Annotated in this window: 15 protein-coding genes; 10 read left to right on the top strand and 5 right to left on the bottom strand. The window is 66.2% G+C overall.

All coding sequences use genetic code 11. From position 1 onward, the window contains the following. Positions 1-94 precede the first annotated feature (94 nt). From ABE85_RS01575 to ABE85_RS01530, 10 genes are all read left to right on the top strand, one after another. Complete coding sequence (locus ABE85_RS01575; RefSeq protein WP_197507170.1) at positions 95-754, top strand: TetR/AcrR family transcriptional regulator; 660 nt, start codon at positions 95-97, stop codon at positions 752-754. 83 nt (positions 755-837) lie between these two features. Then, complete coding sequence (locus ABE85_RS01570; RefSeq protein ID WP_082938216.1) at positions 838-1,452, top strand: Dps family protein; 615 nt, start codon at positions 838-840, stop codon at positions 1,450-1,452. Positions 1,453-1,474: 22 nt separating this feature from the next. Beyond that, positions 1,475-2,299, top strand: coding sequence for an exodeoxyribonuclease III (xth, locus tag ABE85_RS01565; protein ID WP_067269480.1), 825 nt, complete (start codon positions 1,475-1,477; stop codon positions 2,297-2,299). Positions 2,300-2,343: 44 nt separating this feature from the next. Continuing rightward, positions 2,344-2,646: a hypothetical protein gene (locus ABE85_RS01560; RefSeq protein ID WP_067269479.1), complete on the top strand. Its 303-nt coding sequence runs from the start codon at positions 2,344-2,346 to the stop codon at positions 2,644-2,646. 50 nt (positions 2,647-2,696) lie between these two features. Further along, positions 2,697-3,185: a hypothetical protein gene (locus tag ABE85_RS01555; RefSeq protein WP_157521838.1), complete on the top strand. Its 489-nt coding sequence runs from the start codon at positions 2,697-2,699 to the stop codon at positions 3,183-3,185. A 4-nt stretch (positions 3,186-3,189) separates the two neighbouring features. Further along, positions 3,190-3,858: a hypothetical protein gene (locus ABE85_RS01550; protein ID WP_067269476.1), complete on the top strand. Its 669-nt coding sequence runs from the start codon at positions 3,190-3,192 to the stop codon at positions 3,856-3,858. A 225-nt stretch (positions 3,859-4,083) separates the two neighbouring features. Beyond that, positions 4,084-4,587 carry a hypothetical protein gene (locus ABE85_RS01545; RefSeq protein ID WP_157521836.1) on the top strand — a complete coding sequence of 168 codons (504 nt, stop codon included), beginning with the start codon at positions 4,084-4,086 and terminating at the stop codon, positions 4,585-4,587. A gap of 70 nt (positions 4,588-4,657) precedes the next feature. After that, positions 4,658-5,368 (top strand): hypothetical protein, encoded by a 711-nt coding sequence (locus ABE85_RS01540; protein WP_067269473.1) that lies wholly within the window; start codon positions 4,658-4,660, stop codon positions 5,366-5,368. A 38-nt stretch (positions 5,369-5,406) separates the two neighbouring features. Next, positions 5,407-6,612 (top strand): hypothetical protein, encoded by a 1,206-nt coding sequence (locus ABE85_RS27865; protein ID WP_067269471.1) that lies wholly within the window; start codon positions 5,407-5,409, stop codon positions 6,610-6,612. Position 6,613: 1 nt separating this feature from the next. Beyond that, positions 6,614-7,750, top strand: coding sequence for a hypothetical protein (locus tag ABE85_RS01530; RefSeq protein WP_067269470.1), 1,137 nt, complete (start codon positions 6,614-6,616; stop codon positions 7,748-7,750). Positions 7,751-7,781: 31 nt separating this feature from the next. Here ABE85_RS01530 and ABE85_RS01525 read toward each other — a convergent pair whose 3' ends face one another. The 5 genes from ABE85_RS01525 to ABE85_RS26710 form a co-directional block, all read right to left on the bottom strand. Next, positions 7,782-8,198: a thioesterase family protein gene (locus ABE85_RS01525; RefSeq protein ID WP_067269468.1), complete on the bottom strand. Its 417-nt coding sequence runs from the start codon at positions 8,196-8,198 to the stop codon at positions 7,782-7,784. 4 nt (positions 8,199-8,202) lie between these two features. Further along, entirely contained in the window at positions 8,203-9,372 is a 1,170-nt protein-coding gene (locus tag ABE85_RS01520) for an epoxide hydrolase family protein (protein ID WP_067269465.1), read from the bottom strand. 55 nt (positions 9,373-9,427) lie between these two features. Next, on the bottom strand, positions 9,428-10,915 hold the full coding sequence (locus tag ABE85_RS01515) for a hypothetical protein (protein ID WP_067269464.1): 1,488 nt from the start codon (positions 10,913-10,915) through the stop codon (positions 9,428-9,430). 53 nt (positions 10,916-10,968) lie between these two features. Continuing rightward, positions 10,969-11,232: a hypothetical protein gene (locus tag ABE85_RS27265; protein ID WP_157521834.1), complete on the bottom strand. Its 264-nt coding sequence runs from the start codon at positions 11,230-11,232 to the stop codon at positions 10,969-10,971. 216 nt (positions 11,233-11,448) lie between these two features. After that, positions 11,449-13,107, bottom strand: a complete 1,659-nt coding sequence (locus tag ABE85_RS26710; RefSeq protein ID WP_082938214.1) for a cellulase family glycosylhydrolase — start codon at positions 13,105-13,107, stop codon at positions 11,449-11,451. Positions 13,108-13,178 lie beyond the last annotated feature (71 nt).

Here is a 13,178-nt window from a genome sequence, read left to right as displayed (position 1 = left end):
ACGGGCAACACGGGCGATACGCAACTGAAATTCAAGCTCGAAAGCTACCTCCAGCGAGGTAGTAACGGCGCGTGACGAAGGCATGATGTCGGGCATGAGCACTCCGGATACTTCCACTCCCCGTCGGCGAGAGCAGCAGCGCTCGGCCGACACGAAGCAGACGATCCTCAAGACCGCGCTGAAGGAATTCGCCGAGCGCGGCTTCGAGGCCGCCAGCATGCGTGCGATCGCGGAGCAGAGCGGGTTGACGCATCAGCTGATCACATACCACTTTCAATCGAAAGAGGTACTGTGGCAAGCCGTGGCGACGCTGGTCTACGAGGAACTGGCCCGGGCACGCGAAGGATTGATCCGGCAGGCGAAGCCGGCGACGGCGATCGGGCAGCTGAGGCAGGAGTTCATCGCCTACTTCCAGTTCACGCTGGACCAGCCGCACCTGCACCGCTTCATGATGCAGCGGCGCGAAGGCACACACAGCGAGGACCGGCAGGAGTGGCTGGCGCAGCACTTCCTGCGGCCGCACTTCGACCTGGCCAAGCCGCTGATCAAGGCGGCGCAGAAGGCCGGGGACCTGCCGAAGGGGGAACCGGTGCTGCTGTATTACGCGATGGTGTCGCTCGCCAACACGCTGTCGGTGATGGGGCCAGATATCGAGGCGACCACGGGCGTGCACGCCACGGATGCGAAGACGGCCAAGGCGTACATGAAGGTGATGGACGCGGTGCTGTTCAGCCGGGCGGGGGAAGCGGACTGAACATCGCCGTCGCGCACGACGCAGGCGCGGGATCGGCGCTTGCCCTCCAGAGCGGGATCTTTCCTACCTCTTTGGAGTTCCGCATGGCCACCAAGAAGAAGTCCCCCACGAAGTCGGGCCGCGTCGACGCCGCCCACGCCGCCACGACGCCGTCGATCGACAAGTCCGTGAAGACCCAGTCGCAGGAGACGCAGCGCTTCGGCGAGATCATCAAGATGCCGCACGGCATGGCCGAGGCGGTCGTCAAGAAGAGCGTGGCCTCGCTGAACCAGGTGCTGGCCGACACGATCACGCTGCGCGACATGTACAAGAAGCATCACTGGCAGGTGGTCGGACCGACCTTCAACCAGCTGCACCTGCTCTTCGACAAGCATTTCGAAGCCCAGGTCGAGCTGGTCGACCTGCTGGCCGAGCGCATCCAGATCCTCGGCGGCGTGTCGCTGGCGATGGCCGCGGACATCGCGGAAGAGACGCGCATCCCCCGCCCGCCCCGCGGCCGCGAGCCGGCGACGGTGCAGCTCAGCCGCCTCATCGAGGCGCACACCATGATCCTCACCTACGCGCGTGAGCAGGCCGAGAAGGCCAGCGACGCGGGCGATTCGGGCACGGATGACCTGCTGGTCAGCGATGTCGTGCGGACCAACGAGCTGCAGGTGTGGTTCCTGTCCGAGCATCTGGTGGCGGCCTCGCCGATCTGATTTCGCTCAAGGGGGTGACGCCGTGATCGTCGCCACCTGGAACGTCAACAACGTTCTGAAGCGACTGGATCAGTTGCTCGACTGGCTGGAGCAGCGGCGGCCCGACGTCGTCGCGCTCCAGGAGCTGAAGACGCCCACGGAGGACTTCCCCGTCGAAGCCCTCCGTGAGGCCGGCTACGAGTCCCTCGTGGTCGGCCAGAAGACGTGGAACGGCGTCGCCCTGCTCTCCCGCGGGCACGCGCCGCTGCCCGTGCTGAGGGCGCTGCCCGTGCTGAGGGCGCTGCCCGGCGACGCCAAGGACCGGCAGGCCCGCTACGTCGAAGCCGCCATCAACGGCGTGCTGGTGGCGGCGCTCTACCTGCCCAACGGCAACCCGTTTCGCGGCCCCAAGTTCGACTACAAGCTGGCATGGTTCGAACGGATGCGTCAGCGCGCCGATGCCCTGTGGAAAGCAGGTCATCCCACGGTGCTCCTCGGCGACTGGAACGTCGTCCCCACGGACGCCGACATCTACAAGCCGGACACGTGGAGAGACAACGCGCTGCTCCAGCCGGAAGCGCGTGAGGCCTTCGCGGCGATCCTGGAACAAGGCTGGACCGATGCGCTGAAAGCGGCGCATCCGAAGGACACCCCGTTCACGTTCTGGGACTACCGCCGCCAACGGTGGGAGCGCAATGCGGGGCTGAGGATCGACCACATCCTGGTGAGCGCCGCTTTCAAGGTGGCGGCCGCCGGTGTCGACCGTGAAGAACGCGGGAAGGAACGACCGAGCGACCATGCGCCGGTGTGGGCCGAGCTCGTCGCATCCAGGCCGAGCAGGAAGAAGACAAACAAGGCCGCCGCTTGATACCCTCCGCGCTGCCCGCCCCGGGGCGATTCAAGCGCACTGCCATGTTCGGACTCTTCAAGAAGAAATCACCGCCGCCCGCCCCCGAGCCGAAGACCGAGTCGGAAGAGCCTCTGCTCCTGGTCTTCATCCCGGCATTGCTGGTCCTCCTTCTCAATGCAGAGCAGAAGAAGGGATCCCCATTGACCGAGGCCGAGGTCAACGCCATTCGCGACAGCGGCGTGTGCATGGCGCTGCCCGTCTCAGCGGCGCTCGCCCTGGCGGAGAAGCGCGGTTATCCCGACATCAATGCAGACGAGGCTTGGACTGAATGGCAGCGGGCGCGTGTAGAGCTCGCGCAATCGTGAAGCCCGATCTGCAACGGGATGAACGTCGAGGCGTGCTCCAATGCCTTGCCATGAAACGCCCATCCATCGCTGCGGCCTTGATGCTGCTGATGTGCTCCACCTTCGCGGAGACGCCCGCCGACGCGAGTCAGAAGGCGGTGCTCGAGGACTACATCACCCGGATCAATGAGAAGGAATCCGAGGCCATGTTCTGCGTCGCCACGCGGATCAATGGCAAGAGCATCGACCATGCCCTCGACCGCACAAGAAGGAACTCGAGCGGCAAGGGCAACAAGTTCTACTTCTACCTGAGCGACCGGAAGCTCGATCCCGTTCCCCAGAAGGTCACCTTGCGCTGCGAGTACGCGTTTGCCAGGCCGATCGACGCGATGCTCAAGCCGACGCCGACCCTGGAGGGCACGATCGACTTCGAGCCCGAGGCCGGGAAAGAGTACGAGGTCCGTGCAGACCTCGACGGCCCGGACTGGGCGATCTGGATCCGCGAAGTGAAATCACGCTTGCCGGTGACGAAGGTCGTTTACGGCGTGCCGTCCAAGTGAAGTCATGAATCTGAAGCACTTCCAATTCCCTGAGCAGTGGGTCTTCCAGGACGCGAATGACACCGCCGCCCTTTTCGCGAATGCGGACGGGGATCGTCTTTCCATCAACCATTTCTCCGCCGTCCCCGACATCACCGCCGACATGTCGGACGCCGCCGCGCTTCGTGCGTTCTATCGGACGATGACGGAGCTCAACGGGGTGGCGATGCTGGAAGTGGATCCCACGCGGGTGGCAGGACTGCCAGCCGTGCGCACGGTCTTCAAGGCGCGCCTGGAGCCGAAAGGCTTCGCGTTCATCGGCAGCGTCACGCTGCCCTTCGCGGACCAGTCCTATGTCATCAAGCTTCAGAGCCTTGAAGTTGGCACGACCGGTTTGCGGGAGGCCACGGTGATGGCGATGCAGCAGGGCCCGGTCGAGGTCGATGAGCAGACCGGCAGGATCATCGGTTGGGAACAGGATCCCTACGACCCGGGTCACCAAGGGCCGTTCATGCGCAACGCCGCGGATGACGAGCAGTACGACGCCGCGTTCCCGGATCACCCGCTCAGCAAGGTCAGACGCCATCTGAATGAAATGATCGAGCAGTTGGCAGTGAGCGCGGAAGTGCGGGCTTCAGAACCGTTCGAGTACAGAGTCAAGAAGGCGGGCTTCTGGTCCTGGTTCAAGCGCTGAGCACCTGATACGGCATTGAGACGGCGTTAACGCCACCTCCCGCGATCAGGGGGTCGGCCGCGGGGGGTCCGCGCAAATCGAGCGATCCATCACGGAGCGCGCGTCGCACGGTCCCTAGACTCGCGCGCCATGTTTTCACGCCGACTCTGTCTGACTGCGTTTGCCGCCTCGCTGGTGGCCTGCGCCCAAGCCCCGACCCAACGCCTCGCCTCGGATGTGAAAGCGGTGAAAACCGTGCGCGTCTATGTCTGGTCCGGTCGCGATCCCGCGTTGACCCTGCCCGCGCGCGATCAGTTCGTCGAGACCTTGCGCCGCAACGGCCTGGGCTCCACCGGCTTCGTCGAACTGCCGCGACCGTTGGCCAGTCCGAAGGCGCTGGAGTCCCTGTGGGCGGAGATGCCCACGGGGGGCGCAACCCACGCGCTCGTGCTGACGCGCCAGTTCGAGCAGACGCAGGGCGGCATGCACTTCATCCGCTACGAAGCGGTGCTCTGGGACGCGGCGACGCGCCAGCTGGTGTGGCTGGGCAAGCTGGCGAGCGCCGCCAGCTACGACCCGCTGATGACCGGACCTCGCCCGCATGACGCCGACAAACGCGCCGAGCGGCTTGCCGCCGACCTGCTGCGCGGGCTGGAGCGCGATGGCTTCTTCACGCTGAATGGCCAGGCGCCGCGTGATGCCAAGGGTGAGGCGATCGGTCCCACCTGGCTGCCGCTCGAACTCCGCTGACAGTCTTCCTTCTGACAGCTTGCCTTCCGACCGTTTTCTTCTGACCGTTTCTTCTGACGCCCCCACGCCCATGACGCTGTTGCTCCCCCTCATTCCCGCACGCCGTGTGACGATCCTCAGCCTCGCGCTGATGGCGGCGATGCCCGCCCTGGCCGCCGATGGCGGCATCCGCGAGACCTGCCCCAAATCCGCCAGCGTGGTGGCCGGCGCGGCCTCCGCCGCATCCGATGTCCCGGGCAGCGGCAAGGGCCTGACGACGATCGATCTGGTCCTCGTCACCGCCGACTTCACGAGGCCGGGCCTGGTCGCACAGGAACCCGATGAGCATTGGCACGAATGGAAGCTCGACGAGGTCAATCGTCTGTTCGTCGAGCGCGCGCCCAAGGTGCTGAGCGCCAATGGGCTCGACGGGCGCGTCATCGTGCTGCCGGCGACACCGCAGGGCGAGAAGCCCGACTTCAGCACGCTGGAGCCGAACCGCCCGGCGCTGGTGATGGTGCCCGCGAAGTACGAGAAGTGGCGCCCGAAGCCGCTGTCGCCGAAGGCCGGCGCCGTGACCTACGCGCTGCAGACGATGAACCTGGGGCCCGACATGCCGCAGCCGAAGTGCCAGGTCGAGATCTGGGGCGGCGTGGGCATGGACTCGACCTGGGGCCTGTTCAAGACGAACGTCGTCGATGCCGAATGGATCGATACCCGCCTCACCGGCGCGCTCACGATGATGGCCAGGCAGGGGGTCGTGAAGCTCAGCGGCGAGACCGCAGCGCGGCCCAAGGACTGAGGCACAGTACGGCCGTCGACATCCACACCGCATTGCGCATGCCCCGTCTCCCGACCCGCCTCGCATCCCTGCTGACCGCCGTCCTTTCCGCGCTGGCACAGGTGCCGGCGGCCGTGGCCGCCGATGTCTCGGTGGCAACGTCGGCGGCCGACATCCGCTGGGCCTGCGAGCAACCCTACGTGGCGCGCGTGCGCCTGACCAGCATCGGTCTGCAAGTCCCGGATGCGCCCTGTGCGCAGGACACGGCCGGCACGCAGGCGCCGGCTTGCAGTGTGGTCGTGGCCCAGGCCGTCGTGCTGGACGCGCTGCCCTCGATCGGCGGCTATCCCGGCCTCAGCCTCATCGAGCCCGGACCGTTTGGAAAGGAGCCGTTCCGCGTGAGCTTCCGGCTCATGACCAGGGACGCGAACCCGCCCATCCCACCGACGAGCACGACGACCACCGCAGCAGCGAACGCAACGACCGCAACGACCACGGCAACGACCTCCACGCCCCCCGTCGACATGGTCGGCATGACGGGCCTGATTGCGCTGCCCGAATTCCCGTCATGGGGCGGCGCCAATCCGGCCAAGTGGACGGTGGGGACTTTCCTTCCCGATGCGCCGGCCACCACCGGCGATCTCGACGGCACGTGCAAGCCCTATCGCCATTGGAGCGGGCTGCGCAGTGCCGCCATGCCGGAACAGCTGCCCGGAGACTTCCCCGCCCGCCGCGAGGGGTCCCACGCGCTCGGCAAGCGGATCGCCGCGCTGATCGGCCCGACGCCGCCCGACGTCGCCGCCATCGAGCGGAGCTTCGGTGCCCGCATGGTGGCGCCCAGCGCTCCCCGGCCCAACGGCGCCCAGACGCGCACCTTGGCCAGGCTGTCCCAGCAATGGGTCCGGATCACGCACGAGCTGTATACCGACCGGCCGGGGCCGCCGGGCGTCACCTTGAGCGTCCACCTCTCGGGCGCGCAAATCCCCTCGCGACGAGCCCCCTGGTGGGAAGCCGATCCCTCGGACGGTGGCGTGGGCGATTGCGTGACCGCGTCGATGATCGTGGACCAGGTCGGCGACGGGTGGGGCTTCTCCAGGATCAGCCAGCCGTATCGCGGCCGCTTCATGCGCAGCTTCACGCAATACAGCGTCCACTTCGAGTTCTCTCCGCCGTACATCGCGAGCTTTCCCGACGACCGCCGCGTCCAGCAGTCGGAATGCGTGAAGGCGATGTACGTCTACTACTCGCCTTCTTCGGGATCCTGAGATGCGACGCGCGTCTGTCATCCACCGTGCGGCGCCGGCCATCGTCCGGCTCGGCGTGTCGATCGCCCTGGTCGGCCTGCTGCCGCTCGCCGCCTGCGCTGCCGATGAGCCCAGGACCCTGTCCGCATCCGATCTTCGCTGGCTCTGCCAGCAGCCCTCGGTGGCGCGCGTGAAGGTCACCCGCGTCGCCGTCGACGCACCGGAGTCCGTCTGCGTGGGTGCGTCGTCGGGCGACGACTGCCGCACGGTCACCGCCGAGGTGATCGTGCTGGAGTCCCTGCCGCTCCTGGGGGCGGCGAAGGGCCTGCCGCTCAAACCCTTCGCGTCGCCGGGTCCCAACCGCGTCCGCCTGCAGATGGCATCGCGGGAGTACCTGGCACTGAAGGAACCGCCCTTCGCGCTCGTCGGCGTCGAGGGCCTGCTCGGAATGCGCGAGCTGCCGGCCGAGCGCTACGAGAGGCCGGCGCCCCTGCGCGTCGGCGTGGTGCTGCCGGGGAGCCTGGTCGCGCAGGACCTCGACACCGCGTGCAAGCCGTTCCGGCATTGGAGCGGCCAACAGCATCCGGCACTGCCTGAGCAACTGCCCGGCACGCACCCCGCGCGGACCGAGAACGCGCAGCAGCTCGCGCGCCGTCTCTCGGGCATGGCGGGCCCGAAGCCGCCGGACGCGGCATCGCTGGAACAGCGATTCGGCGCCCGTCTGCTGAACGTCGCCGCACCGACAGCCGATGGTTCGGACTTCCGCGGTCTGGCGCAACTTGATGAGTCCTGGATCCGCCTGCGGCGGAGAGCCTGGTCGGCACCGACGGGCCGTTCGCGCGTCAATCTGATGGTCTTCCTGACGGCCCCTTATGCGGAGAGCCGCCAGGTGCCGTGGTGGGAGGACGATCCGTCGGATCAGCTCCACAAGCAGGGCGACTGCGTCCGGCCGTCGATGGTGCTGAAAGCGCTCGGTGACGAATGGCCCCGCGCGACGCTGGTCCCGCCGTACAACGGCAGCTTCGTGCATCGCTATCCCGACTACGAGGTCAGGATCGGCTTCCAGCCGCACAGCAATCCGCCCTACCCGCCCGGGCAACTGCCGAACACCTCGGACAGCTGCATCGACGGCATGAACGTGTTCTTCGAGCCGAGGTGAGAGCGGCCAGGTCCGCGACTCAGCGACGCAGTCAGAGCTTCTGTCTGAGCCACTCCGGCAACGGCACCGACTTCTGCACCGTCGCGTCCTGCCACACCGTCGTGGCGCCGCCCGAGGCGTAGATGACGCCCGGTTCATCGAGCCGCTCCAGCGTGATCCAGGTGTCGAAGCTCGACCGTCCTGGATTCGAGACGTAGTGCTTCGCCAGGATCTCGCCCGGATACGCAAGCTGCCGATGGAAATTGCAGAACGCGTTGACGATCACCGGGCCCTGTCCATCGGGGCTAGGCGGATGGCCGAGGCTGTCCAGCCACTCCACGCGCACGATCTCCAGATAGCGGAAGTAGACCGTGTTGTTCACATGGCCCATCGCGTCCATGTCGCCCCAGCGGATCTGGATGCGGGTCTCGTGGACGAGCTTCTTGTCTTCGGGCAATTCGAACCGCATCCCTTCACCCCTTGTTCAGTTTCGCGCGCAGCGGGCGGAAGAACGCGCGGATCTCCGCCGCCAGCAACTCGGGCTGTTCCAGCGCCGCGAAGTGCCCACCGCGCGGCATCACCTCCCATCGCTTCACGTCGTACGCGCGCTCCACCCATGAGCGCGGCGGCGTCGGCAGTTCCTTCGGAAACAGCGCCATGCCCATCGGCGGCGTCACGCGCTCGCCGGGCTCGAAGACATGCGGCCGTGCGCGGTTCTCCTTGTAGAGCCGCAGCGACGCCGTGATGCTGTCGTTGAACCAGTACAGCGAGATGTCGGTGAGCAGCTCGTCCATGGCGACCACGCTCTCCAGGTGACCGCCGCAGTCGCTCCACGAGTGGAACTTCTCGGCGATCCATGCCGCCAGTCCCACCGGCGAATCCGCCAGCGAATAGGCCAGCGTCTGCGGCTTGGTGCCCTGCAGCGCGGCGTAGGCGCCCTCCTCCGCATACCAGCCGGCGGCCATCGTCTGGAAGGCGCGTTCCTCATCGGTGATGGGCGCGGACTGTTCGTCGACATGCGGCTTGAAGCCGCCCGGGATGTAGTTCAGGTGGATGCCGACGACGTCCTTCGGGAAGCGCCGCGCGAGCCACGTCGACACGCCCGCGCCGATGTCGCCCCCCTGCGCGCCGAAGCGCTCGTAGCCGAGGCCTTGCATCAGACCGTGCCACAGGCCGGCGATCTCGCGCGAGCCCACGCCCGTCGTCTTGGGCGCGGGAGAGAAGCCGTAACCCGGCAGCGAAGGCACGACGACGTCGAAGGCATCGGCCGCATCGCCGCCGTGCGCGGCCGGATCGGTGAGCAGGCCGATGATGTGCGTCATCTCCACGACGGAACCCGGCCAGCCGTGCGTCAGCACCAGCGGGAAGGCGTTCGCGGAGGCGCTCTTCTGGTGGATGAAGTGCACGTCGGCGCTGTCGACGGTCGCCATGGAATGGCTGAGCGTGTTCAGCCGTTCCTCTTGCTGGCGCCAGTCGAAGCGATCGCGCCAATGCGCGACGAGGCGTTGCATGAAGGCCAGCGACGTGCCGTCCGACCAGCCGCCCTCGTCCAGCGATGCGGGCCAGCGGACGCGCGACAGGCGCCCGCGCAGGTCGGTCAAGCGGTCCTCGGGAACATGGATCTTGAACGGAACAACGCGCATGAAGTCTCCAGGTCATCGCAACTGAAAGCAGCGACGATTGTGGCGCTTTGCTTCCTCAGTCCAGCAGAGCAAGAAGCGACGCATCGCTTCCCGTCGCCCGCCTGTCCGCAGGTTCCAGTCCGAGCAGAACTTGCCCTAGCCGGTGGCGCTGGCGTTCGAAGAACTCCGCCGGGCCCGTCAACGTCGGCACGGCAGCGAACACCTTGAGCATCGACTTCAAGGTCATGCGAAGGTAGTACTCCAGGTTGGCGCACAGCAGACTCGCCATAACGACTTGTCGGGCTGCATGCACGATGTCGCAACGCGCCCGGTAGATGCGCTCAATCTGCCATCGAACACGACGGTCGTGCCCGCGCAGCATCTCCGCCGTCTTGGCGGGCGTCGCCAAACCATCCATGAACGCGGACAGGTGCTTCCACAGATATGGCTGCTGCGAACAATAGGCCTCCAACGCGGGCCGTTGCGCTACGTCCTTGAGCACTGCGTAGAGCGCGCTGTTGGAACAGTCCCTGACGTGGACGGTCGTGCCACGGCTGAGCACCTCAACATCCAGGGCCGCGAGCGCCGCGCGGAACGCCACCAGATGCTTCGGCACGTAGGTCAGAGCCAACGTGGGAGCCAGGGCGCTCTTCACCTTGTCGCCAATGCCCCCGGCTGCCTTGCTGCCGCTAGTGAGATATTCGAGTCCGGTCCACCAGTTCACGAGCTTGTTGTCGAACATGTTGGTCCCAGTTCCGAGCCGGTACAGCCGGAAGGCCGAGAAGATGCGATCCTTCGTTTCAGTCTGAGAAGGATCGCGCGCGGCCAGTCCGCTCAAGTGTTCGACGAAGTCCTGCAAGCTCCGAGTCGGTGGCTCGGCCTCTGGATTTGGAATCAACTGCGGCAGCTGCAGGAGACGGAACTTCTCTTCGTCTTGCAGCAGAAACCGGGAACCGGCCTGGATGTGCGGCGTGTCGTACTCGAAGCGCATCAGGTCCAGGATCTGACCGATCAACCGATAGGCGTCCAAGCCCGCCGAACGACCATCCTTGCTCCTGACGATTGCGGTCGCGAACAGGCGACCGGGGCGGGAAGAGAACAGATTCTTTGCTGCCGGTGGCGTCTGCGGCGGTAGATCCGGCGGCACTTGCGAAATCGTGATTGCCCCGAAGTCCCCGCAGCACACCTGACTGGCCCTGTCGCTACATCCGGTGATGACGAAGATGAGTCGACGCTCCTGAGGCTCCGTAAGAAGCTCTCGCTCGACGCGCGCAAGACACTCGGCGAAGTTGTAGGTCAGTGGCCGGGGAACGACAAGGGACGCAGCGCCTTGATCCTCCATTTGGCTGGATGACTGCAGTCGCACCGGATTCACTTCGGGGGCTGAACTCGCTTCGGTGCTTGGCACGAAGATGCGGTAGAGGTGGAACAGACTTTCAAGGCTGAACCCTTCATCATGGGCAACGCTGAGAATGTCGCGGCAGACCCGGTCGATGTCTGCATGATTGGCGACGCGATGTTCGACCGTCTCGTTGATGGGAATCTCAACAAGCGCCTGCTGCATCCACTCAAAACAGTCCCGCAGAAAATGTTGCTCCAGCGACGTTTGGAGTTCCCCTAGTGCTCCGCGAAGCCGGCGATGACCGGGTGCTTGTCCAGGATCCCTAACGCTTCCGCCGCGACGACCTTGCAGTCGTTCTCGTCCGCGGGCGGCTCACACATGCGCTGGAGCTCTCGCAGAATGTTCAGCGGGTTCATCGCCCGCACGCGATAGGAATCGAGCGAATGCTCATGGACGAGGTTGAACCATGCCCCGAGGAAGAGATGCTGCCGAGCGTTGATGCCAAGGAGAGCCGGGTTCAGGCGGTGATCGATTCGCATGCGAGGCGGGCGTCGCTGGTCGGTGAGTTGCTCCGGTTAGAATAGCTCGACGTCGCGAGGTCAGATTCGACTCGCGCCACCGAAAAAGCCAGGATCTGGAGGTGCAGGCTGGGTTAAGACCCGCTGCACTCTCCTTTTCCGTTAACACCGAATACGGGCCGCCTTTGCGGCCCGTGCTTCTTTCTGCAGCTTGGCGCGCTACCAGCGGTCACTCGCCTACTTGCACACGTTCGCATCCACCGCCGAGCCGTCCCACAGCCGCTTGAGGTTGTTGTACTTGTCCAGCGACACGGTCTGCCAGTCATCCATCAGGATCCCGCCGGTGTCGCCGGAGTTGGGATTCCAGGACCAGTAGAAGAAGTTGCGCACGCCCTTGCACTTCATCCAGTCCACGAACTTGACCTGCCATTGGCGGTCCTTGTCGGTGAAGCGGCCGCCGAATTCGCCGAGCACCACCGCGTTCTTCCCCATGAAGCGACCCAGTTGGTTCTGCCAGATGGCCGGCATGTTGTTCGGGAAACCGGTGCCGTCGCCGAAGTAAGGCTGCGCGCTGACCGACGGGCCGTAGATGTGCGGCGAGAGGACCAGCCGGTTGCGCGGGATCTTCGTCTCGTCGATGGGATAGCAGGCCACCGGCTCGATGTTGCCGCCCCACCAGTGCGAGTCGGGGTTCTCGCACCGGCCCTGGTTGTCCGACACGCCTTCGACGAACATCAGCAGCTTGCTGTTGGTGCCCAGCACCGCGCTGCCGGCGCGCTCGGCGGCCAGCTTCCAGTCGTTGCTGATGTCGCCCGTGCCCCAGAAGGCGCCCGAGCCGCCCGTGCTGTGCGGCTCGTTCTTCAGATCGATCGCGAAGACATTGGGCACGTTGCGGTAGCGGTCGGCGACGAACTGCAGATCGGCCACCCACTGGTCCAGCGTGTAGCCGGGAATCTGCGGCGTCGTGGAGATCGCGTTGCAATCCGGCCGGTGGTGGTCGAGCAGCACGTAGAAGCCGCGCGTCGCGAACTCAGCCACGATGCGGTCCAGCACCTGCAGCGGCGTCTTGTTGGCCAGGTCGGGATTCACGCTGGTGTTCAGCGCGCCGCTCGGACGGCCCGTGGAACGCAGCGTCGCCGGGCAGAAAGGCAGGCGCACGGCGTTGAAGCCCAGATCCTTCATCTGGCCGATCATGTCCTTGTAGTTGCGCTGCCAGAGGCCGTGCGCCACCAGGTCCGGCGTCTCGAAGCCGAACCAGTTGACGCCGCGGATGGCGACCGCAACACCCTGGCTGTCGAGGATGCGGCCATCCGTCGCGACGCTGAACGGCAGCTTGAATTGACCCGTCGCAGGAACGGAGAGATCGCCAGCAGGTGCAGGTGCAGGTGCAGGTGCAGGTGCGGGGGCTGGTGCAGGAGCGGGGGCCGGCGAAGGTGCGGGCGCCGGAGAAGGCGCCGGCGCGGGCGAAGGTGCCGGCGCAGGCGCAGGAGCGGGTGCAGGAGCGGGTGCGGGTGCGGGCGTTCCGGCCTCGGCGATGCGGAACGAGGCCGGAAGCGGCGCCGTGCCGGTGCCGCAGAAGCCGACTTCGAAGCTCTGCCCCGCGGCCGTCGGCGAGTTCCAGCTGGTGCCGGTGACGGCCACCGTGGTGGCGGACTCGTTCTTGAACTGGCCGTTCCAGGTGCCGTTCAGTTGTCCCTTTGGCATCTCGAAACGCAGCGTCCACGCGCCGCTGGCAGTGCTGCCGGGATTGCGGATGGTGGCCCGCGAGCAGAAGCCGCCCGACCAGACGTCCTGCGCGATCGTCAGGCTAAGCGCCGCGTGGGCGGGCGCGATCGCGCCGCAGGCGAGCGCGACAAGACTGGCACGTAGGACGAATCGGCGTGGGATCGAGAGCATGGCGGTCCGTGAATGAAGTGGAGGTCCGGGTGGACGCGTGGAGTGTCGAAGCTCTCCCGCGTGCGTCTCGT

Source organism: Mitsuaria sp. 7 (genome assembly GCF_001653795.1).
Lineage (GTDB): Bacteria > Pseudomonadota > Gammaproteobacteria > Burkholderiales > Burkholderiaceae_C > Roseateles.
This window is presented reverse-complemented; position numbering and strand designations above follow the sequence as displayed.